This is a genomic window from Roseovarius gahaiensis (assembly GCF_011601345.1).
In the GTDB taxonomy this organism is placed as follows: domain Bacteria; phylum Pseudomonadota; class Alphaproteobacteria; order Rhodobacterales; family Rhodobacteraceae; genus Roseovarius; species Roseovarius gahaiensis.
This window is the reverse complement of the sequence record NZ_JAAORB010000009.1, coordinates 24,410-49,036: the sequence shown is the minus strand read 5'-3', so window position 1 is coordinate 49,036 and position 24,627 is coordinate 24,410. Positions and strand designations below refer to the sequence as shown.

26 protein-coding genes are annotated in these 24,627 nt (G+C 58.3%); 14 read left to right on the top strand and 12 right to left on the bottom strand.

Annotated elements, in window-relative coordinates; all coding sequences use genetic code 11:
• Window positions 1-14 precede the first annotated feature (14 nt).
• The 3 genes from HAT86_RS07125 to HAT86_RS07115 all read left to right on the top strand — a co-directional run bounded on the left by HAT86_RS07125 (window position 15) and on the right by HAT86_RS07115 (window position 4,075).
• A complete protein-coding gene (locus HAT86_RS07125) occupies window positions 15-719 on the top strand; it encodes a c-type cytochrome (RefSeq protein WP_167195037.1) in 705 nt (234 codons plus the stop codon).
• A 39-nt stretch (window positions 720-758) separates the two neighbouring features.
• Window positions 759-2,021 carry an FCSD flavin-binding domain-containing protein gene (locus HAT86_RS07120; RefSeq protein WP_167195034.1) on the top strand — a complete coding sequence of 421 codons (1,263 nt, stop codon included), beginning with the start codon at window positions 759-761 and terminating at the stop codon, window positions 2,019-2,021.
• Between the two features lie 173 nt (window positions 2,022-2,194).
• Entirely contained in the window at window positions 2,195-4,075 is a 1,881-nt protein-coding gene (locus HAT86_RS07115) for an ABC transporter ATP-binding protein (protein WP_167195031.1), read from the top strand.
• An 8-nt stretch (window positions 4,076-4,083) separates the two neighbouring features.
• Here the strand turns inward: HAT86_RS07115 and HAT86_RS07110 are convergent, their stop codons facing one another.
• Window positions 4,084-5,301 carry an FAD-binding domain-containing protein gene (locus HAT86_RS07110; RefSeq protein WP_167195028.1) on the bottom strand — a complete coding sequence of 406 codons (1,218 nt, stop codon included), beginning with the start codon at window positions 5,299-5,301 and terminating at the stop codon, window positions 4,084-4,086.
• Between the two features lie 151 nt (window positions 5,302-5,452).
• Here HAT86_RS07110 and HAT86_RS07105 point away from each other — a divergent pair, with 151 nt between their 5' ends.
• From HAT86_RS07105 to HAT86_RS07085, 5 genes are all read left to right on the top strand, one after another.
• Window positions 5,453-6,085: an ATP-dependent Clp protease proteolytic subunit gene (locus HAT86_RS07105; RefSeq protein WP_167195025.1), complete on the top strand. Its 633-nt coding sequence runs from the start codon at window positions 5,453-5,455 to the stop codon at window positions 6,083-6,085.
• A gap of 143 nt (window positions 6,086-6,228) precedes the next feature.
• Complete coding sequence (clpX, locus tag HAT86_RS07100) at window positions 6,229-7,491, top strand: ATP-dependent Clp protease ATP-binding subunit ClpX (protein ID WP_167195022.1); 1,263 nt, start codon at window positions 6,229-6,231, stop codon at window positions 7,489-7,491.
• Window positions 7,492-7,641: 150 nt separating this feature from the next.
• Window positions 7,642-8,025 carry an NADH:ubiquinone oxidoreductase subunit NDUFA12 gene (locus HAT86_RS07095; protein WP_167195019.1) on the top strand — a complete coding sequence of 128 codons (384 nt, stop codon included), beginning with the start codon at window positions 7,642-7,644 and terminating at the stop codon, window positions 8,023-8,025.
• A 13-nt stretch (window positions 8,026-8,038) separates the two neighbouring features.
• A complete protein-coding gene (gene mlaD / locus HAT86_RS07090) occupies window positions 8,039-8,497 on the top strand; it encodes an outer membrane lipid asymmetry maintenance protein MlaD (RefSeq protein ID WP_167195015.1) in 459 nt (152 codons plus the stop codon).
• 2 nt (window positions 8,498-8,499) lie between these two features.
• Window positions 8,500-8,856, top strand: a complete 357-nt coding sequence (locus tag HAT86_RS07085; RefSeq protein WP_167195181.1) for a DUF2155 domain-containing protein — start codon at window positions 8,500-8,502, stop codon at window positions 8,854-8,856.
• On the opposite strand, the gene aat is transcribed toward HAT86_RS07085, so the two are convergent.
• Window positions 8,820-9,470, bottom strand: coding sequence for a leucyl/phenylalanyl-tRNA--protein transferase (aat, locus tag HAT86_RS07080; RefSeq protein WP_167195012.1), 651 nt, complete (start codon window positions 9,468-9,470; stop codon window positions 8,820-8,822). The genes HAT86_RS07085 and aat overlap by 37 nt on opposite strands.
• Before the next feature lie 104 nt (window positions 9,471-9,574).
• On the opposite strand from aat, the gene HAT86_RS07075 reads away from it, so the two are divergent.
• Window positions 9,575-10,150, top strand: coding sequence for a methyltransferase domain-containing protein (locus HAT86_RS07075; RefSeq protein ID WP_167195009.1), 576 nt, complete (start codon window positions 9,575-9,577; stop codon window positions 10,148-10,150).
• Window positions 10,151-10,273: 123 nt separating this feature from the next.
• Here HAT86_RS07075 and accC read toward each other — a convergent pair whose 3' ends face one another.
• From accC to HAT86_RS07060, 3 genes are all read right to left on the bottom strand, one after another.
• Window positions 10,274-11,629: an acetyl-CoA carboxylase biotin carboxylase subunit gene (gene accC, locus HAT86_RS07070; protein WP_167195006.1), complete on the bottom strand. Its 1,356-nt coding sequence runs from the start codon at window positions 11,627-11,629 to the stop codon at window positions 10,274-10,276.
• A 10-nt stretch (window positions 11,630-11,639) separates the two neighbouring features.
• Window positions 11,640-12,179 carry an acetyl-CoA carboxylase biotin carboxyl carrier protein gene (gene accB / locus HAT86_RS07065; protein WP_167195003.1) on the bottom strand — a complete coding sequence of 180 codons (540 nt, stop codon included), beginning with the start codon at window positions 12,177-12,179 and terminating at the stop codon, window positions 11,640-11,642.
• 171 nt (window positions 12,180-12,350) lie between these two features.
• Entirely contained in the window at window positions 12,351-12,887 is a 537-nt protein-coding gene (locus HAT86_RS07060; RefSeq protein ID WP_167195178.1) for a LuxR C-terminal-related transcriptional regulator, read from the bottom strand.
• Between the two features lie 127 nt (window positions 12,888-13,014).
• On the opposite strand from HAT86_RS07060, the gene queC reads away from it, so the two are divergent.
• Genes queC through queF form a run of 4 tightly spaced genes read left to right on the top strand, consistent with a single transcriptional unit; the run spans window position 13,015 to window position 15,266 of the window.
• Window positions 13,015-13,707, top strand: coding sequence for a 7-cyano-7-deazaguanine synthase QueC (queC, locus tag HAT86_RS07055; protein ID WP_167195000.1), 693 nt, complete (start codon window positions 13,015-13,017; stop codon window positions 13,705-13,707).
• On the top strand, window positions 13,708-14,064 hold the full coding sequence (gene queD, locus HAT86_RS07050) for a 6-carboxytetrahydropterin synthase QueD (protein WP_167194997.1): 357 nt from the start codon (window positions 13,708-13,710) through the stop codon (window positions 14,062-14,064).
• Window positions 14,061-14,789 (top strand): 7-carboxy-7-deazaguanine synthase QueE, encoded by a 729-nt coding sequence (queE, locus tag HAT86_RS07045; protein ID WP_196780541.1) that lies wholly within the window; start codon window positions 14,061-14,063, stop codon window positions 14,787-14,789. The genes queD and queE overlap by 4 nt, the downstream gene beginning before the upstream one ends.
• 12 nt (window positions 14,790-14,801) lie before the next feature.
• Entirely contained in the window at window positions 14,802-15,266 is a 465-nt protein-coding gene (gene queF / locus HAT86_RS07040) for a preQ(1) synthase (RefSeq protein WP_167194992.1), read from the top strand.
• Window positions 15,267-15,303: 37 nt separating this feature from the next.
• On the opposite strand, the gene HAT86_RS07035 is transcribed toward queF, so the two are convergent.
• From HAT86_RS07035 to HAT86_RS07005, 7 genes are all read right to left on the bottom strand, one after another.
• Window positions 15,304-15,576, bottom strand: coding sequence for a glucose-6-phosphate isomerase (locus HAT86_RS07035; protein ID WP_167194990.1), 273 nt, complete (start codon window positions 15,574-15,576; stop codon window positions 15,304-15,306).
• 207 nt (window positions 15,577-15,783) lie between these two features.
• On the bottom strand, window positions 15,784-17,733 hold the full coding sequence (acs, locus tag HAT86_RS07030) for an acetate--CoA ligase (RefSeq protein WP_167194987.1): 1,950 nt from the start codon (window positions 17,731-17,733) through the stop codon (window positions 15,784-15,786).
• Window positions 17,734-17,819: 86 nt separating this feature from the next.
• Window positions 17,820-18,575 (bottom strand): ABC transporter ATP-binding protein, encoded by a 756-nt coding sequence (locus tag HAT86_RS07025; protein WP_167194984.1) that lies wholly within the window; start codon window positions 18,573-18,575, stop codon window positions 17,820-17,822.
• A gap of 15 nt (window positions 18,576-18,590) precedes the next feature.
• A complete protein-coding gene (locus tag HAT86_RS07020) occupies window positions 18,591-19,346 on the bottom strand; it encodes an ABC transporter ATP-binding protein (RefSeq protein WP_167194980.1) in 756 nt (251 codons plus the stop codon).
• A gap of 12 nt (window positions 19,347-19,358) precedes the next feature.
• Window positions 19,359-20,561, bottom strand: a complete 1,203-nt coding sequence (locus HAT86_RS07015) for a branched-chain amino acid ABC transporter permease (protein ID WP_167194977.1) — start codon at window positions 20,559-20,561, stop codon at window positions 19,359-19,361.
• Between the two features lie 4 nt (window positions 20,562-20,565).
• A complete protein-coding gene (locus HAT86_RS07010) occupies window positions 20,566-21,597 on the bottom strand; it encodes a branched-chain amino acid ABC transporter permease (RefSeq protein WP_167194974.1) in 1,032 nt (343 codons plus the stop codon).
• A gap of 112 nt (window positions 21,598-21,709) precedes the next feature.
• Window positions 21,710-23,056 (bottom strand): substrate-binding protein, encoded by a 1,347-nt coding sequence (locus tag HAT86_RS07005; protein WP_167194971.1) that lies wholly within the window; start codon window positions 23,054-23,056, stop codon window positions 21,710-21,712.
• A gap of 220 nt (window positions 23,057-23,276) precedes the next feature.
• Between HAT86_RS07005 and HAT86_RS07000 the strand changes: the two genes are divergently transcribed.
• A complete protein-coding gene (locus tag HAT86_RS07000; protein WP_167194968.1) occupies window positions 23,277-24,584 on the top strand; it encodes a helix-turn-helix domain-containing protein in 1,308 nt (435 codons plus the stop codon).
• Window positions 24,585-24,627 lie beyond the last annotated feature (43 nt).

Here is a 24,627-nt window from a genome sequence, read left to right as displayed (position 1 = left end):
CGGGAGGAGGACCAATGACCAAAGGCCGCGTCGTTTTCGCGTGTATTTTTGCGGTGATCGGTTGGCCGGTCATGGCCGAAGAGATCGGTAATGCCGAACGCGGCAAAGAGGTGTTCAACCAATGCTCGGGCTGCCATCAGGTGGGGCGTGGAGCAGAAAATGCGATCGGGCCACATCTGAACGGGATTTTCGGCCGCCGCGCCGGATCCGTCGGCGGGGACTACAGGTATTCCAAGGGGCTGGAACGGGCCGGGAATGACGGGCTGGAATGGCATCTGGACACGTTGGACGCCTATATTGAAAACCCCAAGGCATTGGTCAGTGGCACGCGGATGAGCTTTCGCGGGATCAAGAAACCGCAGGACCGCGCGGATGTTCTGGCGTATCTCAGGATTTATTCGGACAATCCACAGAACATACCTGAGGCCGACCCAACCGCGCTGCCGCCCGAAGTTGACCTGCCCGACGAGGTCTTGGCACTGGCAGGTGATCCGGCCTATGGCGAGTATCTGTCCAGCGAATGCAAGACCTGTCATCAGGCCGATGGAAATGACGATGGGATTCCGTCGATTACCAATTGGCCGGAAGAAGATTTTATCGTCGCGATGCATGCCTACAAGCGCAAGCTCAGGCCGCACCCTGTCATGCAAATGATGGCCGGGCGGTTGAGTGACGAGGAAATCGCGGCCCTCGCCGCGTATTTCGCTGAGATTGAGTAGCTCCGGGCCAACCGGGCGTTTTGAAGGGAGGAGACTAAAATGACTTTGAACAGAAGAGCCTTTATCGGCACAGGTGCCGCCGCTGCGACAGTGCTATCTGCCCCGATGCTGGGGGCGCAAGGCAAGCCACGTGTCGTGGTTGTGGGCGGCGGCGCCGGTGGTGCGACCGCTGCGCGCTATGCCGCCAAGGACAGTGACGGCGCAATCGACGTGACATTGGTTGAGCCAACCCGCGCCTATTACACGTGTTTTTTCTCGAACCTTTATATCGGCGGTTTCCGCGATCTGAGTTCGATTGGCCATAGCTATGGCACCTTGGCCAGCGATTTTGGCGTGAACGTGGTGCATGACTGGGCCGTTGGAATTGACCGCGACGCCAAGACCGTGAGCTTGGCAGGTGGCGCTGTGCTGCCTTATGATCGGTTGATCCTGAGCCCCGGCATTGATTTTGTGGACGATGCCGTGCCGGGCTGGAGTGTTGCCGCGCAAAACAAGATGCCGCATGCCTACAAGGCGGGCAGCCAGACCGAATTGCTGAAGGCCCAGATCGAGGCGATGCCAGAGGGTGGGCTTTATGCGATGGTCGCGCCGCCCAATCCCTATCGTTGCCCGCCGGGCCCCTATGAGCGGGTCAGCATGGTGGCGCATCTGCTGAAAGAGATTAACCCCACGGCCAAGATCCTGATCGCCGACCCAAAGGCCAAGTTCTCGAAAATGGCGTTGTTCCAAGAGGGCTGGCAAAAGCACTATGGCGGCATGATCGACTGGATCGGCCCGGACTTTGGGGGGGGCAATGTTAGCGTCAACCCCGACGAAATGAACCTTGATATCGATGGGGTGGTGGAAAACGTTGACGTTTGTAACGTAATTCCGGCGCAAAAAGCGGGCCGCATCTGCGAGATGGCCGGCATTACAGAAGGCAATTGGGCCCCCGTGGTGCCCGCCACGATGCAAAGCCGGATGGATGAAAATATCCATGTTCTGGGGGATTCGACCAATCAAGGCGACATGCCGAAATCGGGATATTCCGCCAACAGTCAGGCCAAGGTCGCTGTGATGGCAATCCGGGGTGCGCTGACAGGCTCGCGGGTGTTCCCGGCGAAATTTTCCAACACGTGCTGGAGTTTGATCAACACCGATGACGGCGTGAAAGTGGGCGCATCGTATCAGGCGACCGATGAAAAGATCGCAAAGGTCGATGGATTCATCAGCCAGACCGGAGAGGATTCGGCCCTGCGCAAAGCCACGTATGAAGAATCTTTGGGATGGTACGCGGGGATCACCGAGGACATGTTTGGTTAAGGTCGACCGGACTATACACCCGTTCAAACCCCCGGCAGTTTGTCGGGGGTTTGTCGTTGTGCCGCTGGTTATTGTCGTGCGGTCATTCGGGCCCCGGCAAAACCGGGGGCTGACCTTTTCGGGCAAAGCGCGTATAGCGGCCCCGAGTGGTTAAACAGGAGCGCATGAAGCGCATGAGCGACAAGACCGAACAGACGTCCGACACAGCGCAAGCATCCGGGCAGACGCAAGGCACTGCCAAGTCGGCAGGCGGATCGGAGATTCCCGCCGGATACGAAACCGCGGCGCATGTGAAAGGCCCGTTGTTTTCGATCCGGGACCGCGAGAACCTGCGTTGGTTCTGGACGCGTTACCTGCGTCACCGGGTCAAATGGTTGCTGTTGATCCTGATGATGATCTTGGTGCAGGGGTTTGTTTATCAACAGTTTTTGGCGATGACCGAAAGCGGCCTGCGGGTCATTTTTGAATCCGGGGCGGTGCGTGATCTGGTGATTGTCTGCATCATTGTCTTTGGGCTGTTTGCCTTGCGTGGGCTGATGTCGTTTTTGGTGCCGATTGTGGCAATCCGGGTCAGCAATGCCGCCGTACACGACATGCGCAGCGACATGATCGACCACTTGATGGCGTTGGATCTGGCCTATTTCGAGCGCACACGCTCGGGCCAGATTTTGCAGCGTCTGGTTGGGCAGACGCAATCGATCGGTGGCTTTGTCGGTGTGCAACTGGCCAACGCCGTTCGCGATGCGGTGACGGTTTTGATCGTTTCTGGCTATTTGATTTGGAAAAACCCCATCTTGTTTGGCACCGCCGTCGTTGTCTTGCCGTTCATCATTTGGGTGATGAATTACGTGTCCGACAGGGTCAAAGAGACCCAAGGCCAGGTTGAACATGCGATGGCCGAATATATGAACGGGATCGAGGAAACCGTGAACGGGATGCGCACGGTCAAGATCGCCAGCCAGGAACATATGGAGGCCGGGCGCCTGAAGGCGGGTACCCGCCACCTGCGCGAAATCAGTGCACGGCTACAGGTCACGCAGGCCTTGGTGATGCCGACAATCGACCTGAGTTCGGCTTTTGTTTACGTGCTGGTGATCGGCGGCGGGGGCTACATGGTGCTGAGCCCCGATTTCGATGTCGATGGGGCGGGCATTATCACGTTCCTTTTGGGGATGGTCATGGTCTTTGATCCTGCGCGATTGTTGGCCCAGTTCTTTGGACAGCTGCAATCGCAACTGGTCGTTCTGGACAGGATCCGCAGCATCTATGATGAGGTGCCCTCGATTCAGGACGTGCCCGGCGCGGTCGATGAATTTGATGTCGCCGGCGATATCGTGCTGAGCGACGTGCGCTTTTCTTACAGTGCGGATCAGCCTTTGTTCCGGGGCCTTGATATGACATTCGAGGGCGGCAAAATGTCGGCCATCGTCGGGGCCACTGGATCGGGCAAAACGACAATTCTGTCACTGCTGTCGCGCCTTTATGATGTGCAGGGCGGCAAGATTTCGATTGCAGGGCAGTCTATCTGCGACCTGAAAGTCAGATCCTTGCGCGAGAGTTTTTCGGTTGTTGCCCAAGATATCGTGATTTTCAACAATTCGATCTGGGAAAACATTCGCTACGTCAAACCAGAGGCCAGCGATGAAGAAGTCTGGCGCGCAGCAGAGGCTGCTGAAATTGCAGACCTGATCCGTGCGCGCGGCGGTGCCACCGTGGGACCGAAGGGCGCGCAGCTGTCGGGCGGGCAAAAGCAACGCATTGCCATCGCGCGCGCGTTCTTGCGCGATGCGCCGATTTTGTTGCTGGACGAGGCGACAAGCGCTTTGGATCAAGCCACCGAAGAGCGGATCAAATCGGCGTTGGATCGTTTGACCAAAGGCAGAACTACAATCGTTGTGGCCCACCGGTTGTCGTCCATCGCAGATGCGGACCGGATCTTTGTGTTGGAAGCGGGGGCTTTGATTGAAGACGGCCGCCACGCAGAGTTGCTGGCCAAGGACGGACTTTATGCCCGGCTCTATCAGGCCCAGAAAAAAGGCTATGATGGCCGCTGAAGCAAATTTTACAGCCCCATGGCGGCCAGAAGCTGTGGGATTTTTTCCTTGAACCGGAAAAACCCATGCGTGGCATGCGGCCACGCGCGGCTGTCATAATCGCGCATCGGACGGATCAGAGTGATGTCGTGCTGGTGCAGCGCCTCCTCAAGATCGTTCAAGCCTTCGGCGGCGGGGCCTGTGGGGGCGTAGGGGGTCACGATTTGCCGTAAGGTGTTTGACCGGGCCCATGTGACCAGCGTTGTGACCGTGTCGTGGACCCCGCCATTATTGCCGCTGCGCGATTGCCAACGCTGTGCCGCGTCGTTCAGTGCGTCCCGTGTGAACCCCTGCACCAGATCCGATACAGCCAAGGGCGAGCGATGCGCTGACGTTTGCAGGCCGGCCACCGATACCGGCGACAGGCCGGCATCGAACAAGAAGCCGGGGCTGAGGTCGTCTTCGTGAAGTAAAAGGCCCGTGCGTTTATCTTTGGGCCAAGTGGACGGGCCGGGCAATGGACGGCGCGGTGGATGGTCCGGGCCGGACAGCGCCGGGGCATGTGTGGCCAGCCCAGACGGCTGAAACCGACGCTCGGTAAACTGTGCGATGTTATCGGGGCGGGCGAGATAGGTTTTGCCTTTGGTTTGCAGGCCCGCCACCCACCGCCAGCCCAAGGTGTTGGAGGCCGGATCGCCATCCAGAAGATGGCGCAGGAAAAAATCTGCCCCCAACTCCCACGGCAATTTCAGCGTGAAGATCCAGATTGACGCGAACCACAGGCGCGCGTGATTGTGCAGATAGCCGGTTTGCATCAACTCCTGCGCCCAGTGATCGAAAGCGGTTAGTCCGGTTTGGCCGTGACAGGCATCTGACCAGCACTGCCGCAAGCCGGATTCGGATTTTGTACGATTGATCGCCGCGTGCAGCCCGGCTTGGTAATCTGCCCAAACCTCGGGCCGCATCTCAAGCCAGCCCTTCCAATAGCTCCGCCAAAACACTTCTTGGATGAATTTTTCGGCGCCGGCGGCCGTGTGGCGGGCTAAAACGCTGCGCAAGACCTCTTCTTCGGTGACAAGCCGGTGACGCAGGTAGGGGGACAGCATGGAGACATGAGCGTGCCCGCCCGGTCCCAAATCATAGTTACGCAGGCGCGCGTAGTCGCGGCCTGCCTTGGGCACAAACCTTTGCAAGTGCTCCAACGCCGCGATGCGTGTTGCCGGGAGAGGGCCGAAAGCGTTTTCCATGACGCAAGCCTAGGACGGGCAGAGGCCCCTTCAAGGGCGAGATCATGACTAAAACAATACGTCTTCCCCTTGCAGGGGTCGGGGCGCAAGACTAAGACTCCCTTAGCACCTGAGCGGTAAACACCGAAACTTCCCCAATAGGCAGGCGAACATGACAGACCCTTATGAGACTTATATGAATACCCTTGTCCCGATGGTGGTCGAGCAGACCAGCCGGGGGGAGCGCGCCTATGACATCTTCTCGCGCCTGTTGAAGGAGCGGATTATCTTTGTGAACGGTCCGGTGCATGATGGCATGTCCAGCCTGATCGTGGCGCAGTTGCTGCACTTGGAAGCTGAAAACCCAAGCAAGGAAATCAGCATGTATATCAACAGCCCCGGTGGCGTCGTCACCAGTGGTCTGTCGATCTATGACACGATGCAATACATCAAGCCGAAGGTCAGCACATTGGTGATCGGGCAGGCGGCGTCGATGGGGTCGCTGCTGTTGACCGCAGGGGCACATGGAATGCGCTTTTCTTTGCCCAATAGCCGAATCATGGTGCACCAGCCATCAGGCGGCTATCAGGGTCAGGCCACGGATATCATGATCCACGCCGAAGAAACCCTGAAGTTGAAGCGGCGCTTGAATGAAATTTACGTGCGTCATACAGGTCAAACCCTTGAAAAAGTCGAAGATGCTTTGGAGCGCGATAACTTCATGTCGCCTGAAGACGCCAAAGACTGGGGCCTGATTGACGAGATCGTCGAAAACCGTGCGAAAACGGACGACGAGAAAGGCTAACGGGTCAGCGCGCCGCGGTTGAAATCGCGGCGCCCATTTTGACATTGTGGTGACTTGTCACCTGTTTTAAGCTGGCTCGAAACGACCATGAGATCGGCACTGAACTGTCGATCAATTGCTGGGCACCGCCCGAAAGGTACGGAATGTCGAACAACAATGGCAGCGACAGCAAGAATACACTTTACTGCAGCTTCTGCGGCAAAAGCCAGCACGAGGTGCGTAAGCTGATCGCGGGCCCCACGGTGTTCATCTGCGACGAATGCGTCGAGCTGTGCATGGACATCATCCGCGAAGAAACCAAAAGCGCCGGGCTGAAATCCAGCGAAGGCGTGCCAACACCGCGCGATATCTGCAATGTTCTGGACGATTACGTGATCGGGCAGGCCACTGCGAAACGCGTGCTGTCGGTTGCGGTTCACAATCACTACAAACGCCTGAACAATTCAGGCAAAAGCGATATCGAACTTCAAAAGTCGAATATCTTGCTGATTGGGCCGACAGGCTGCGGCAAGACATTGCTGGCGCAGACACTTGCCCGAATTCTGGATGTGCCGTTTACCATGGCGGATGCAACCACATTGACCGAGGCAGGTTATGTGGGGGAAGATGTTGAAAACATCATCCTCAAGCTGCTTCAGGCCAGTGAATACAATGTTGAACGCGCACAGCGCGGGATCGTGTATATCGACGAGGTCGATAAGATCACGCGGAAATCCGAAAACCCGTCAATCACCCGTGACGTGTCGGGCGAAGGCGTGCAGCAAGCGTTGCTCAAGCTGATGGAAGGCACTGTTGCCGCAGTGCCGCCGCAGGGCGGGCGCAAGCATCCGCAACAAGAATTCCTTCAGGTGGATACAACGAATATCCTGTTCATCTGCGGCGGTGCATTCGCCGGTCTGGACAGGATCATCGCGCAGCGTGGCAAAGGCAGTGCAATGGGCTTTGGCGCGGATGTCCGCGATGATGAAGCGCGCGGGATCGGCGAGATCTTTACAGATCTTGAACCTGAGGACTTGTTGAAGTTTGGCCTGATTCCCGAGTTTGTGGGGCGTTTGCCTGTCATCGCGACGCTGGAAGATCTGGACGAAGACGCGTTGGTAACGATCCTCACGCAGCCCAAGAACGCTTTGATCAAGCAGTATCAGCGTTTGTTTGAACTGGAAGACGCGCAATTGACCTTTACCGATGATGCCCTGCAGGCCATCGCGAAACGGGCCATCGAACGTAAGACCGGCGCGCGCGGCCTGCGGTCGATCCTCGAAGATATCTTGCTGGACACGATGTTTGAATTGCCGGGCCAAGACGATGTGGAAGAAGTGGTTGTCAACGAAGAGGCGGCAACGTCAGATGCCGCACCGCTGATGATCTACGCGGATCAGAAAAAAGAAGGCACCAGCGCCGGGTGAACGCGTTGTGACCTCCCGACGCATAAGGCCCGCTGGTTCAGCGGGCCTTTTTTACGCGGGGGCGCGCTGATCGGGATGAGGCGCAAACCGACACTGGACCTTCTGGCGCATTTGGGCCATATCAGAACAAGGTTTTACCGGAGGTTCCCAATGGGCATTCTCAATACGCTTCTTCGCTCTGTTACGTGGTGGAATGGGCAAACGCTCAACACACAATTTTATACGTGGCGCAAAGGTGTGAAAGTTGGCGAAGACGAGCAGGGCAATATTTTTTACCGATCCCGTGAGGGTGACCGTCGCTGGGTGATTTACAACGGCGAGGCCGAGGCAAGCCGGGTCAGCCCGGATTGGCATGGCTGGTTGCATCACACCTTTGATGAGCTGCCGTCAGAAACGCCCTTGGCCCACAAGCCGTGGGAAAAACCGCACGAAGAAAACCTGACGGGCACGGCCTTGGCCTATGCGCCCGCAGGCTCGATCCGGCGCGAAGCCCCCGCAGAGCGCCGCGACTACGAGGCATGGACACCCGAATAAGGGCGCAAGACAGATGTCTGAAAGCACCACCGAAGTTGTTGTAGGCGGCGCCGTATTGGCCGTGGCCATTGGGTTTCTGGTTTACGCCGGGCAAGTGACGGGGTTTTCCGGTGGCAGCACGGAATATCCTCTGAGCGCCAGTTTCCGCAGCGCGGATGGCGTCGATGTCGGCACGGATGTACGGATGGCTGGTGTCAAAGTGGGCCGGGTCACGGGGATCGAACTTGATCCGGCGACCTATCGCGCGGACACCACATTTACTGTCACCGACGGCATCGAAGTGCCCGACGATAGCGCTGTTGCCATCAGTTCCGAAGGTCTGTTGGGGGGCAACTTTGTTGAAATTCTGCCCGGCGGATCACCGTTTTCTTTCGCGGCAGGGGATGAGATTGAGTTCACTCAGGGGTCGATCAGCCTTGTGTCATTGTTGATGAAGTTTGTCGCCGGTGATGACGAGGGGACGGCCGAATGAACCTGCGCTCGCTGTGCCTGTTGCTCGGACTTTTTTTGCCGGCGGCCAGCATGGCGCAAGACGTCGTTGTCGGCACTGGCGCAGTGTTGCGCGGGTTGGACAAATTGAACGGCACCTCAGTGGACATGGTGCTGGCCAACGGCGAAAAGACGGAATTGGGTCGGCTGACGGTGATCTTGAGCGAATGCCGCTACCCTGCGGACGACCTTGCCGGTGATGCCTTTGCATTTCTGACCATTCAAGACAGCAACGGAACCGATCCGATTTTCAAAGGGTGGATGATCGCCTCATCCCCGGCGCTGAGCGCCATGGAGCACCCCCGCTATGATGTTTGGGTATTGCGCTGCACGACCGAATGAGGATCGTTTTCAAGCGGTCTGGATGTAATCGAGGCGGTCTTTTCCAAGGCTTTTGACAAAAGTTCATGATACTCAGACCGGCTGATTTCGACGCCACCCAGACTGGCCAGATGCGGTGTGATGAACTGCGTATCAAACAGGGTAAAGCCACAGCGCCGCAGGTGATCTGTAAGGTGGGCCAATGCCAGCTTTGACGCGTCGGTGCGCCTTGAAAACATGCTTTCGCCAAAAAAAGCCGCGCCGAGTGCCACACCATACACCCCTCCGATCAAGACGCCATCTTTTGACACCTCGATCGAGTGGGCGTGCCCCAAGGCATGAAGATCAAGGTATAAACGTCTGATTTCACAATTGATCCACGTGTCTGGCCGATCGGCGCAGCCATCAAGAACGCCGCTGAAATCAGCGTTCAGAGTGACCGTATAGCCGCCTCGGCGCATGCGCCGGGCCAAGGACCGCGAGATATGAAATCCATTCAAGGGCAGGATACCCCTGCGGCGTGGATCGACCCAGAAAATTTCTGGGTCATCGCGATGCTCGGACATGGGGAACACACCGGCCGAATAGGCCTTGAGCAAAAGGTCGGGGGTGATCTGTAGCGAGGGCAGCGTCATTTATATGCAGGATACTTTTTCAAAGGTGGGGCGCGGGCGTTAATCCCTCAGTAGCCCTAGCCGTGCTAAGCCTGCAAGACCGTTGCAGGAAAGGGGCAAAGGAAATGACAGTTCAAGATCAAACCCCAAACGGATTTTTTGAAAGCGACATCAACATGATGGCCAATCGCATGCAGGCGCGGCACGCGATGTTGGTCGATGGGTTTCGGCACGTGATCGCGGATTCTACGGTTTTGCTATTGGGGGCCGAGGATGGGCGCTGGTGCTACAGTTTTGCGGCGGCAGGGGCCTTGCAAGTGGTGGGGGTTGAGCCTTGCAGCGCATTGGTTGAGCGGTTTTCGCGCTTGCCGGATATCGGGCTGCGCGAAAGGATTGATCTGCGCAGTGCCGATGTGTTGGCGGAAATCATTGCCGAAGCGCATGCCGGGCGCAGATATGATGTGGTCGTTCTGTTCGACGTGCTGGAAGGTGCTGCGCCGTTACACGATTGGTTCCACGCAATCATGGCTTTGCATCCGCGTCTTGTGATCGGTGATGGGCTTTTTGCGACCACCCACGATCCGATCATGGCCTTGGAAAAACCCCGCCGCCCGATACACGGGGCAACCGCGACGCGCCTTATTCCCAGTCACGGGGCGATTGCCATGGCATCCCGTGATGCCGGGTTCGATCTGGATTGAATCGATTGGGGGCGACTGCACGACGACGGCAGGCTGGGGTTATCCGACTATTACCAAAACGGATCAAAAAGCCGCGGCAGCTTTATGCTGATGCCAAAGAATGATCCGGACCGGAATTAAGCGTCAGTCACCTTGCTCAAGATTGGCAGCCAGCCATTTTTCCAACCAGTGAATGGAGTAATTGCCAGATTGGATATCGGGTTCCTGCAGCAGCGCATGGAACAGCGGCACGGTGGTTTCCACACCATCGACGATCAATTCCCCCAAGGCCCGGTTCAAGCGCGTCAAAGCGCTGTGCCGGTCTGGGGCATGCACGATCAACTTCCCGATTAACGAATCGTAGTAAGGCGGGATTGTATAGCCGTCATACAGCGCCGAATCCATGCGCACGCCCAAGCCACCGGGCGCATGAAATTGGGTGATCTTACCGGGGCGCGGTGCAAAATCCGGCAGCCTCTCGGCGTTGATGCGCACCTCGATCGCGTGACCGTTGATTTTCAGATCTTCTTGGGTGAAGGACATCGGGTGGCCTTCGGCCACTCGGATTTGCTCTTGCACCAGATCAACCCCGAAAATCGCCTCGGTCACCGGGTGTTCCACCTGCAGGCGGGTGTTCATTTCGATGAAGTAAAACTCACCATCTTCGTAGAGAAACTCGATTGTGCCAGCCCCGGCATAGTTGATGGCCGCCACAGCCTCGGCGCAGGTCGCGCCAATGCGTGCGCGTTCCTCTTCGGTGATGCTTGGGCCGGGGGCCTCTTCAAAGACCTTCTGATGCCGGCGTTGCAGCGAACAATCGCGTTCGCCCAAGTGCACCGCGCGGCCCTTGCCATCGCCGAACACCTGAATTTCGATATGGCGCGGCTTTTGCAGATACTTTTCGATATAGACTTCGTCATTGCCGAACGCGGCCTTGCCTTCTGACCGCGCGGTCATGAAGGCATGTTCCATCTCGGCCGGGGAATTGGCCACTTTCATACCACGCCCGCCGCCGCCAGCGGTGGCCTTGATGATCACTGGGTAGCCGATGTCGTCCCCAAGTTTTCGGGCGGCGTCCAGTGTCGCCACGCCCCCATCCGAGCCGGGAACACAGGGCACACCTAGGTTTTTCATCGTATCCTTGGCGGTGATCTTGTCGCCCATGATACGAATATGCTCGGCGGTTGGTCCGATAAACTTCAGGTCATGATCTTCGACGATCTGAACAAAATTGGCATTTTCCGACAAGAACCCATAGCCGGGGTGGATCGCCTGTGCGCCCGTGACCTCGCAGGCTGCGATGATCGCGGGAATGGACAGATAGCTGTCGGTCGCAGGCGGCGGGCCGATGCAAACCGACTCGTCGGCCATGCGCACATGCATGGCATCGGCATCGGCCGTGGAATGCACCGCAACGCTTTGGATGCCCATTTCGCGCGCCGCACGGATCACCCGCAGGGCAATTTCGCCCCTGTTGGCGATGAGGATCTTGTCGAACATCAGCCTGTCCTTATTCGATGATCATCAAAGGTGCGCCATACTCGACCGCCGCGCCATCTTCGACCAAGATGCGTTTGACGGTGCCAGCCCGCGTCGCGGGGATATGGTTCATTGTTTTCATCGCTTCGATGATCAGCAGCGTGTCACCCTCGGCGACGCTGTCGCCAACACTGACGAATGCGGGCGCGCCGGGCTCGGCCTGCGTATAGACGGTGCCCACCATCGGAGAGGTGACCGCGCCGGGATGGCTGGCGGGGTCTTCGGCCGTTTCGACGGGGGCTGGGGCCGCAGCGGCAGGCGCGGGGGCGGCCATTTGTGCCGCCGGCGCCGGGGCCGCAGCGGCAGGCGCGGGGGCGGCCATTTGTGCCGCCGGCGCCGGGGCCGCTTGCATCTGCGTGACAATTTCTTTTTGCCGACTGACGCGGACATTCAGACTGTCGTTTTCGCCGTAGTCGCGTTTGACCTGAAGTTCGGTCAGATCGTTGTCATTCAGCAATTCGGCCAGCGCCTTGATAAAGGCCACATCCGTTTCATGGTTTTTATTCGGCATCGGGTTCCTCGACCGCTTGCGATGGCTTGCCTGCGCCAACGCGTTTCACTGGTTTTTGCCGCTTATAGGGCAAGCTTGGAGCATAGAAAAGCGGGCATTCCCCTCACAACATGGGGGATATGGCCCTTAATTTCGAGGGGGAAAAGCCGGAAAAGCGCCCCGAGGTCAAGTCTAGAGCGGCATGCCCGACAGTTTGGCCACCAGTTCGGCCAGTTTGCGCGCCTGAAACTTCTCTAGCAGGCGGGCGCGATAGACTTCGATGGTGCGATAGCTCAGCCCCAGTTCAAGGCCGATTTCCTTTGAGGTCAGGCCCCGGCAGGTCAGAATCGCAACCTCGCGTTCGCGGTGGGTCAGTTCGACCAGCGGGCGTTCATCGGACAAGTCGGTAAAGGACCAGACCCCGCGCTGAAACGGATCGTCGGGGGTGAGCGATTGTCCGCGCGCACGGCACCAGAAAAGCGTGCCGTTGCTGCGTTTCATGATCCGTTCGTCGCTGTAACGCCCGGTGGCGCGCATTGCCGCCAAGGCGCGTTCGCCGATCCGGCTGTAATCTTCGATGGATGGATAATAGCGCGCAAGCGGGACATCGCTAAAATCCGATGTTTGCCCGCCGAACGTGGCTGCGAATTGCCGATTACAATGCCGGATGATCCGTTTTTCCAAAACGGCCAGTCCAATCGGGGCATGTTCAAAGGCAAGGTCGGAAATCTCCATATACCTGTTATGGCCCGGATCATGGGGTGATCCAAGGGCGTGTTCTTGCCATTTGGTCGCGAAAGGCCTAGATGCGCCCCATGCGGTCGCAGCCTACCCGCTCAAAACAAGGACAAGACATATGAAGACTATTGTTATCTGCTCGGGCGGGCTGGATTCCGTATCGCTTGCCCATAAAGTCGCGGCTGAACGCGATCTGACGGCTTTGCTGTCGTTTGATTATGGTCAGCGTCACGCGAAAGAACTGGATTTTGCGGCAGCCTGTGCACAGCGCTTGGATGTGGCGCATCACGTGGTTGATCTGCGCAGCGTGGGCGCGGCGCTGTCCGGATCGGCGTTGACCGATGATGTGGATGTGCCAGACGGGCACTACCAAGAGGACACGATGCGCATCACCGTGGTGCCCAACCGCAACGCCATCATGCTGGCCGTTGGCTTTGGTATGGCGGCGGCGCAAGGGGCCAGTGCGATCGCGGCGGCTGTGCATGGGGGTGATCATTTCATCTATCCCGATTGCCGCCCCGATTTCATCGACGCCTTTCAGGCCATGGAAACCAAGGCGCTTGACGGGGTGGCCAAGGTGGATCTGTACACACCGTTTGTCACCATCTCGAAGGCTGACATCGTGACCGAGGGCGCGCGGCATAATACGCCCTTTGCCGACACATGGTCCTGTTACAAGGGCGGCGATCTGCATTGCGGGCGCTGTGGAACCTGTGTTGAGCGGCGCGAGGCGTTTCATCTGGCCGGGGTGGATGACCCGACGGTGTATGCCGATCCCGACTATTGGCGCAGTGTGGTGGAGGGCCGCTGAATGTATACGATCACCAAAGAATTCCATTTTTCCGCCTCGCATCAGTTGTTCGGATTGCCGGACGACCACCAATGCGCGCGCCTGCACGGCCATAATTACATCGTTGTGGTCGAAATGCGCGCGGCGGAGCTGAACGCGCATGGGTTTGTGCGCGACTACCTCGATCTGGGCGCGTTCAAACGCTATATCGACGATGAGCTGGATCACCGTCACCTGAATGACATTCTGGGCGATGACGGTGTGACCGCGGAACGCATGGCCAAGCATTTTTATGATTGGTGCGCCGCGCGCTGGCCCGAGGTTTCGGCGGTCAAGGTCAGCGAGACCCCCAAGACATGGGCCGAATACCGGCCATGAGCGAGGCCAGTCTCATCCGCGTGTCCGAGATATTCGGCCCGACCATTCAGGGTGAAGGCGCGCTGATCGGGGTGCCGACGGTGTTCGTGCGCACCGGCGGCTGCGACTATCGCTGCGACTGGTGCGATAGCCTGCACGCGGTCGATTCAGCGTATCGCGCAACATGGACGCCCATGACCGCCCAAGACATCATGGACGAGGTCGCCCGGCTATCGGGTGGGCAGCCGCTGCTTGTGTCTCTCTCTGGGGGTAACCCGGCCATTCAGCCCTTGGCCGAGGTGATCCGCCTTGGGCACGCACAGGGCTATGGCTTTGCCTTGGAAACCCAAGGGTCGGTTGCGCAGGGCTGGTTCTCGGACTTGGATATGCTTGTGCTAAGCCCCAAGCCGCCGTCAAGCAAGATGCAAGTGGATTGGGATGCGTTTGACGCCTGTTTGGCTGCAGGGCAGGGCGCTGACATGGTCCTCAAGATCGTGATCTTTGATGAGGCCGATTACCAATGGGCGCGCGATGTGGCCGGGCGTTATCCGCAATTGCCGCTGTTTTTGCAGCCGGGCAACCATACGCCGCCCCCGCCGGGAGATGACAGCGCGACCGTCGATCAGGTCGGAGTGGATGCGCGGATGCGCTGGCTGGTGGACCGGGTTATGCAGGACAAATGGTATCAAGCGCGCGTGCTGCCGCAATTGCACGTGACGCTGTGGGGCAACAAACGCGGTGTTTGACGGAGAAAGCCGATGAGCGAGAATATCTATAAAGACCTCAAGCAGTTGGGTGGTGCGTCGGATTTGCCGCAACACCCGGAAGAGGCGGTGCTGGAACGGGTGAAAAACCCGCAGGCCGAGGTGGCCTATAACGTGCGCTTTGTGGCACCGGAATTTACATCGCTCTGCCCGATGACAGGGCAGCCGGATTTCGCGCATCTGGTAATAGATTACGTGCCCGGCGAATGGCTGGTGGAAAGCAAATCGCTCAAGCTGTTCTTGGGCAGTTTCCGCAATCACGGTGCCTTTCACGAGGATTGCACCATCACCATCGCGCGCCGTTTGGCCGAGTTTCTAGACCCGCAATGGCTGCGCATTGGCGGCTATTGGTATCCGCGTGGCGGTATCCCGATTGACGTATTCTATCAGACGGGCCCGATGCCCGAGGGTGTCTGGATTCCCGATCAGGGCGTTGCGCCCTATCGCGGGCGCGGCTGAGGGGCGGCGCTATGTGCGCCGCCCAACTGACGTCAGATCAAGGACAAGGCGCACTGTAATACGTGCCGTCGCCTCGGGCATAGGCGCATTGTCCGGTTTGCTGGTTCTTCGCAACCAGCGCGCCAGCCGCGGCACCGGCCAGTGTGGAGACAACCACCCAGTCGTTATCGGCGCCAAGAACCTTGGCCGTCATCAGGCCAAGCCCGCCCCCGATGACTGCGCCGGTCACCTGACGTTCCTGATTTTCGCTGACGCAGCCCGCCAGCGCCATGCTGCCGGTGAGTGCGGCGATCGTAAGAAATTTACGCATAATAAAGGCCTCCTTATCTGTCGCATTCTAATAAATGCATGACATAGGGTAACACGGCACAGACGCTGTTGCATCCTTGCGTTTCAGGCCGACGCCACGCGGTCGTCAGTTTGTCCAGATTGATGGACCAAAGCGTTGGTTCGGAACGAAAACACCCCGCACGGCCCAAGCCCTGCGGGGTGATATTTTTTAGGCTTGGCGCGGAGGTTATCCGCGGTTCATGCGGTTTTCGATCAGGTCGTCCACCACACTGGGGTCGGCCAAGGTCGAGGTGTCGCCAAGGCTGCCAAAGTCGTTTTCGGCGATTTTGCGCAGGATGCGGCGCATGATTTTGCCCGAGCGGGTTTTCGGAAGGCCCGGTGCCCACTGGATCAGGTCAGGCGCAGCGATCGGCCCGATCTCGGTGCGGACCCAAGTGCGCAGTTCCTTGCGCAGCTCGTCGCTTGGCTCTTCGCCTGTCATCAGGGTGACGTAGCAATAGATGCCTTGCCCCTTGATGTCGTGCGGATAGCCCACAACCGCCGCCTCGGCGACCTTGGCATGGGCCACCAACGCGCTTTCCACCTCGGCTGTGCCCATGCGGTGGCCGGACACGTTGATCACGTCATCGACACGGCCGGTGATCCAGAAATCGCCATCCTCGTCCCGGCGGCAGCCGTCGCCGGCGAAATAGTAGCCTTTGTAATCCGAGAAATAGGTTTTCTCGAAGCGTTCATGATCGCCCCAAACGGTGCGCATCTGGCCCGGCCAGCTGTCCTTGATGCACAAGACGCCTTCGGTCGGATAATCGTGGATTTCGTCGCCCGATGTGGGTTCAAGAACCACCGGCTGCACGCCAAAGAACGGCTTCATCGCCGCGCCGGGTTTGGTGGCATGGGCACCGGGTAGGGGGGTCATCATGTGACCGCCGGTCTCGGTCTGCCACCATGTGTCAACGATCGGGCAATTGCCCTTGCCGACGACGTCGTTATACCAGTTCCATGCCTCGGGGTTGATCGGCTCACCGACGGTGCCCAACACTTTCAGATCGCTCAGGTCGTATTTCTCGACAAACTCGGTGCCTTGCCCCATCAGCGCGCGGATCGCCGTTGGTGCGGTGTAGAACTGGTTGACCTTGTGCTTTTCACAGACCGCCCAGAACCGTCCTGCATCGGGATAGGTGGGCACGCCTTCGAACATCAGCGTGGTCGCGCCATTGGCCAAGGGGCCGTAGACGATATAGCTGTGCCCGGTGACCCAGCCGACATCTGCCGTACACCAGAAGATATCGCCTTCGTGGTAATCAAAGCTGATCTCATGGGTCATCGACGCCCACACAAGATAGCCGCCCGATGTATGCACAACGCCCTTGGGCTGCCCCGTCGAGCCCGAGGTGTAGAGGACGAACAGCGGATCTTCGGCGTTCATTTCTTCAGGCGGGCAATCGCCGTCGACCTTGTCCAACTCTTCGTGCAGCCAGAAATCGCCTTCCGAGCGCCACGCGATCTGATCGCCGGTGCGTTTGACGACAAGGCATTTCACATCGTCAACGTCATGCAAAAGCGCTTGGTTCACGTTGTCTTTCAGCTTGGTCTTGCGGCCACCGCGCGGGGCGGTGTCGGCGGTGATCACCAGCTTGGCGTCGCAGCCGTTGATCCGTGCGCCAAGGGCATCCGGGGAAAAGCCCGCAAAAACAATCGAATGAATCGCCCCGATCCGCGCGCAGGCCAGCATGGCATAGGCCGCTTCGGGGATCATCGGCAGGTAAATGACCACACGATCACCTTTGCCGACGCCAAGGTTCTTGAATACATTGGCCATCTTGCAGACGTTCTCGTGCAACTGGCGGTAGGTGATGTGCTGGGCCGGGTCGCCCGGCTCGTCGGGTTCCCAGATGATGGCGGTTTGGTCGCCGCGCGTTTCAAGGTGACGGTCGATGCAGTTTGCCGCGACGTTCAGTGTGCCGTCCTCGAACCACTTGATCGCGACATTGCCCGGATCGAAACTGACGTTTTTCACCTTGGTGAAGGGCGTCATCCAATCGACGCGCTTGCCGTGTTCGGCCCAAAACCCCTCAGGGTCGCTGATCGACGCCTGATACATCTCATTGTAGCGGTCGGCGTCGACATGGGCGTTGGCTGCAAAATCGGCGGAAGGGGGGTAGGATTTATCGGACATATCTGACCTTTGCGTTCTTGAATTTATTGCATGCTATGCGGGCGGTGGCACCTGTTTAAGCCGCCACCGCCATCGTGATCGGCGATTTAAATCGCCAGATATTCGGCGCGGAGTTCCTCGTTTTCCAGAACTTCAGCAGCCGAGCCGTCAAATACGATTGATCCGGTATCAAGGATCACGGCCCGGTCTGCCAGTTCAAGGGCGCGCACGGCATTCTGTTCGACCAGAATGGTTGTCATGCCCTGTTCTTTAATGACGCGCAGGGTTTTCTCGATTTCATCGACGATCACCGGGGCAAGACCCTCGTAGGGCTCATCAAGCAAAAGTACCTTGATGTCGCGCGCAAGGGCGCGGGCCACGGCCAGCATTTGCTGTTCGCCGCCCGACAGGGTGGTGCCGTCTTGTTTGCGGCGTTCGGCAAGACGCGGGAACAGATCGTACAGACGCTCAAGCGACCAGCCGATTGGCGGAGCGATTTGCGCCAGTTGCAGGTTTTCCTCGACCGTGAGGCCGGGAATGATGCAACGATCCTCGGGAACAAGGCCGATCCCGACGCAGGCAGCTTCGTGGCTTTTCATATTGTGAAGCGGCTGGTGATCCAGCCAAATCTCGCCATGCGTGACCTGTGGGCTGTCCATCCGCGCGATGGAGCGTAGCGTGGTGGTTTTTCCCGCGCCGTTGCGGCCCAGAAGGGCCAGGATTTCCCCCTCGTGCACGTTGAAGCTGATGTTCTGCACGATATAGCTTTCGCCGTAATAGGATTGCATATCCCAGATCGACAGAAAGGCCGGGGCGGTCTCGGCGTAGTTTTTGCCCTTCGAGAAGTCGGGTTTGACGTTCATCTCGTATTCTCCTTGTTACGCGGATTCGCCAAGATAGGCTTCGCGCACCTTGGGGTGGCCCTTGATCTTTTCGGGCGTGTCTTCGACCAGCGGTGTCCCCTGTGCCAGAACGGTGATGCGTTCCGCCAGACTAAAGACAACATGCATGTCGTGTTCGATGATGGCGATGGTGATGTCGCGCTCATCCTTGATCTGCTTGAGCAGGTCGATGGTGTTGTTGGTGTCGGCCCGCGCCATACCGGCAGTGGGTTCGTCCAACAGCAAAAGCCGTGGATTTTGCGCAAGGCACATGCCGATTTCAAGGCGCCGCTTGTCACCCCGGCTCATCGAGGCGGAATGCATGTGGCGTTTGTCGGCCATGTTCAGGCTGTCCAGCATGTGTTCCGCCTGCTCCAAAATCGCTTTTTCGGTGCTGGTGGATTCCACCGCATGCATCCGAAACGCGCCGTCGCGTCGGGCAAAGATCGGGATCATCATGTTTTCCAGCACGCTTAGATCGCCGAAAATTTCGGGCGTCTGAAACACGCGGGAAATGCCCATTTGATTGATCTCGTAGGGTTTGCGCCCCAAGACCGACTGCCCGTCAAACATGACGCTGCCGGTATCGGGGATCAGCTTGCCCACAAGACAGTTCAGCAAGGTCGATTTGCCAGCGCCGTTCGGGCCGATGATGGCATGACAGCTGTTTTCTTCGACGCTAAGGTTCACGTTGCCCAAGGCTTGCAGACCACCGAAGCGCTTGTTCACGTCCTTGACTTCAAGAATGCCCATTTGTGGCTCTCCTTATTCCGCAGGTTCGGTGGTGGTGGATTTCTTCGAGGTCTCGTCAGTTTTCTTGCGTTTGAAAATCCGCGAGATACGCTGACCGGCTTCGACCAATCCACCGGGCAAAAAGATCACCACAGCCATGAACATCAGGCCAAGCGTCAGGTGCCAGCCCTTACCGATGAAGGGGTAGACCATGCTGACGACGAAATCCTCAAGGCCATCGGGCAGGAACGCAAACCAGGTGTGCAGGATGTCCGAGTTGATCTTGGACAGGATGTTTTCCATGTACTTGATCAGGCCCGCGCCCAGAACAGGGCCGATCAACGTGCCGGCACCGCCTAGAATGGTCATCAAGACAACTTCACCCGAGGCGGTCCAGAACATCCGCTCGGCCCCGGCCAGCGGGTCCATCGCGGCCATCAGGCCACCGGCCAAACCGGCATACATGCCCGAGATCATGAAGGCCGCCAACGTGTAGGGGCGGGCGTTCAACCCGGTGTAGTTCAGGCGCTGTTGGTTGGATTTGATCGCCCGCAGCATCATACCAAAGGGCGACCGGAAAATGCGGATCGACAGGTAGAAGGCCAGCAGCATAATGATGCCGCTGAAGTAATACCCGGTCGACAGGTTGAACACCCAATCGCCCATCTCAAGCTGCGAGTTCGAGCGCATTTCCAGTCCGAAAATTCCGGGCACAGGTATATTGCTGCCCGTGCTGGCCCCATCGAGAACCCGTGGGTCATCCAGCGCCAGTTGCAGGCCTGTTTCGCCCCCGGTGATCGGGGTCAGAACCGAATAGGCCAAGGCATAGGTCATCTGGGCAAAGGCCAGCGTGAGGATCGAAAAGTAAATGCCAGAGCGCCGCAACGAGATATAGCCGATCAGCAAGGCAAACAGGCCCGAGGTGATGACGGCAAGCGCAATGGCAGGCAGCACATTCATGCTGAGCAGTTTGAACATCCAAACGGCCGAGTAACTGCCGATCCCCAGAAAGGCGGCGTGGCCAAAGCTAAGGTATCCGGTCAGGCCGAACAGGATGTTGAAACCGATGGCGAAGATCCCGAAGATCACAAAGCGCTGCATCAGGTCGGGGTAGCCCGCGTTAAATTGCGCCCAGCCGCTGCCGGCGGGAAACGGATTTAGGATGAACGGGGCAAACAGTGTCAGCACCGCCACGATCAGCAGAATCCGGATGTCTTTCTTTTCCAGTCCCAACATGGGCTTAGTCCTCCATCACGCCCTTGCGGCCCATCAGGCCACGGGGACGTGTCAGCAAAATTATGATGGCCACCAGATAGATGATGATCTGGTTGATGCCGGGCAGCAGGTCGATCACGGCCGACATCGAGGCAAAGCTTTCCAGAATGCCCAGCAGGAATCCCGCCAGAACAGCCCCCGGCAAGCTGCCCATGCCACCAACAACCACCACCACGAAGCTGAGCACGAGGAAATCCATGCCCATGTGATAGTTGGGAGAGTTGATCGGCGCATACATCACCCCGGCCACACCGGCTACGGCGGCGGCGATCCCGAACATGATGGTAAAGCGCTTGTCGATATTGATGCCCAACAGCCCGACGGTTTCGCGGTCGGCCATCCCGGCCCGGACGACCATCCCGAACGTTGTGAACTGCAAGAAGGCAAAGACCGCACCGATGATCACAGCCGCAAACCCGAAATACACAAGCCGCCAGTAGGGATAGATGATCTGGTTGGCCTCAAACCCGACCATGGCACCGAAATCGAACGATCCGGTAAAGACCTCGGGGGCGGGGGTGGGGATGGGATTGGCACCGTAGAAATACTTGATGATTTCCTGCAAGACGATTGCCAGACCGAAGGTGACAAGGATCTGATCTGCATGCGGACGCTTGTAGAAGTGTTTGATCAGGCCGCGTTCCATCGCGTACCCGACGAACAGCATGATCGGGATCGAGAACAGGATCGACAGCGGAACAGCCCAGTCGATGATGGCGTCCCCCGTCGCTTGGCCGAACAGGCCGTGCACATATGGAACTTCGACTTTCAGTGGATTGCCAAGAAAATCGGTTTTGGTCTCGTCGATGACGGTGTAGCTCCAAGTCAGGATGCGGCTGAGGGTGACGGCGCAGAAAGCCCCGATCATGAAAAGCGCGCCGTGGGCAAAGTTGACCACGCCAAGCGTGCCGAAGATCAATGTCAGGCCCAAAGCGATCAGGGCGTATGCCGATCCCTTGTCCAGGCCGTTCAGGATTTGAAGAATAATTGCGTCCATGGGTCCGGTCCCACCTTTGCGGATTTTTTATGGTGGAGAAGCCACAGGCGTGATGCCGCCGTGGCAAAGTGGCGGGATGGACGCATGGCCCATCCCGCACTGCTACATTGGCTTATGCGCCGTTGTTGCAGTTGCCCAAGGCACCGCCCGCAAACTGCGGGTGGTCGGGCGCGTAGGTGACCTGCTCGGCGGGCGTCACTTCGACGATTTCCAGAAGGTCGAACTCCGAGGTGGGGTTCTCTTTCCCTTTCACGACAAGCACGTCCTTGAAGCACTGGTGATCTTCGGCGCGATACAGCGTCGGGCCGTTGCCCAAACCGTCGAACTCGAAACCTTCCAGCGCCTCGGCCACAGCGCAGGGCGCGAAGGATCCCGCACGCTGAACCGCGTCGGCATACAGCATGGTCTGCACATAGCAGGTGTGCGCGGCCTGGCTGGGCGGGAAGCCGTATTTGGTGCCGAAGGATTTGACGAACGCCTTCGAGCCTTCATCGGTCAGCGACCAGTGCCAGTTGGTGGACCCAAAGATGCCCTTGACGTTCGCACCGGCCCCTTTCGCCATCAGACGCGAATACAGCGGAACGACGATTTCGAAGTTCTTGCCGTTCACTTCTTTGTCACGCAGGCCGAACTGAACCGCGTTGGTCAGCGAGTTGACCATGTTGCCGCCGTAGTGGTTGAGAACCAGAACGTCCGCACCCGATTGCAGAACCGGCGCGATATACGAGCTGAAGTCGGTCTGCGTCAGCGGGGTTTTGACCGTGTTCACGGTTTCCCAGCCCATCGCCTCGGTCGACGATTTGATCGCCTCTTCGGTGGTGTAGCCCCAGTTATAGTCGGCGGTCAGGTGATAGGCTTTGCGGTCCGAGCCATACATCTTCTCAAGCACGGGGGCTAAAGCGGCACCCGACATATACGAGTTAAAGAAGTGGCGGAAGCCGTTGGCGCGCTTGTCTTTACCCGTGGTGTCGTTCGAGTGGGTCAAGCCGGACATGAAGATGATGCCGGCCTCTTGGCACAGCGCCTGAACGGCGACGGCCACACCCGAGGACGAGCCGCCTGTGATCATCACAGCACCGTCTTTTTCGATCATCGACTTGGCCGAGGCGCGGGCGGCGTCGGATTTGGTTTGCGTGTCGCCTGTGACAAACTCGACCTTCTTGCCGAGGATGCCGTTGCCTTGCAGCGCCTTCGACGAAAAGGTGCCCATCATGCCACCGTCGCCTTCACCGTTCAGGTGTTCGACAGCCAGTTCATAGGCGCGCAATTCGTCGGCGCCTTCATCGGCATAGGGGCCAGATTGCGGCACGTTAAAGCCCAGCGTGACCGTCGACCCGGTGGGTTCGTTGGTGTAGGCGGCCGCCGACGAGGCGGTAAAGATTGTCGGTAGCGCGACGCCGGCACCAGCGACGGCGCTGGTTTTCAGCAGACCACGACGAGTCAGGTTGCTCTTGGACATTGATATCCTCCCGTTAGATTGGTTTGGGGATACGCCTCCTCCGCGCCTCCCCAGACAGCACAAGTGTGCAAAGGCATTATCGCAGGGCCTAAGAAAATTTCGCAACAACTGCTTTTTGCAAAACATTTTTTTTGTAAAAAATTAGACAATTTTTTGCCAAATCCTGTAAAAATATTGCTAACACAGTAAGGAAGTCACGCGAAATGCAGGGAAATTCGGCATGTCTGAAAGCTCGATGATAGGCACGCGTATCCGTGAGCGGCGTGTGATCAATGGCTTAAAACAGTCTGATCTTGCGCGACAGGTCGGTATTTCACCGTCGTATTTAAATCTGATCGAACACAATCGGCGCAGAATCGGCGGCAAAACCTTGATAAAACTGGCGGACGCCCTGCAGGTCGAGCCAACCCTGCTGTCCGAAGGGGCCGAGGCGACTTTGATTTCCGCCTTGCGCGAAGCTGCCGGGCGGCCCGATGGCCATACCGCAGAATTGGATCGCACAGAGGAATTTGCAGGCCGGTTTCCGGGCTGGGCGCAGCTGTTGTCGTCTTTGAATGCTCGGGTGACCGATCTGGAGCGGACGGTTGAAACACTGACCGATCGTTTGGCCCATGATCCGCATTTGGCGGCCTCCCTGCACGAGGTGATCTCGACGGTCACGGCGATCCGGTCGACCTCTTCCATCTTGGTGGAAACCGAGTCGCTGGAGCCCGAGTGGCAGAATCGCTTTCATCGCAACATCAATGAGGAAAGCAGCCGGTTGGCCGAAGGCGCCGAGGCGCTGGTGCGCTATCTGGAAGGCGCGGCCAACAGTGAGGCCGAGATCAGATCGCCGCAGGACGAAATGGTCGCATTTCTTGATCATCACGGGTTTCATTTCCCGCAACTGGAAGGCACCGCAGAGGCCGCCGCGATCAAGGCTGTTCTGGATCAGGACGCCATCATGCATTCCGATGTGGCCCGTCGTTTGGCGCGCGATGCGCTGGCGCAATATCAAGCGGATGCGCGGCGTTTGCCATTGTCTGAAATGCTGGCCAAGGTTCAAGACTGCGGCCCGGACCCGGAACAAATCTCGATGGCCTTTGACTGTGATCTGCCAACGGTCTTCCGTCGTCTGGCCGCCTTGCCAGCCGATTTGGTTGGCCCGGTCGGGCTTTTGACATGCGATGCCGCGGGCACTGTGCTGTTTCGCAAGCCAATGGATGGGTTTGCCATGCCCCGCGATGCCGGGGCTTGTGCGCTTTGGCCGTTGTTTCAGGTGCTTGGGCAACCGCAGGTGCCGATGCGTCGGCGCTTGCGTCAATCCGGCCGGGGGCAGAATGTCGTTTTGGCCTTTGCCGTGGCCGAGCAGGTGGCCGCCGCCACATTCGTGCGCCCGGCCCTGATGCGGGGGCATATGTTGCTTTTGCCGGATGCGGACAGCGAACAAGGCTCGCCGTTGCAGGATGTCGGATCAAGCTGCCGCATTTGCCCTTTGCGCAATTGCCCGGCCCGGCGCGAACCTTCGATCATCATGGACGGATTTTGATAGTTTTGACACGACCCCGCAGTTTGACGATAAATGCAGGGCG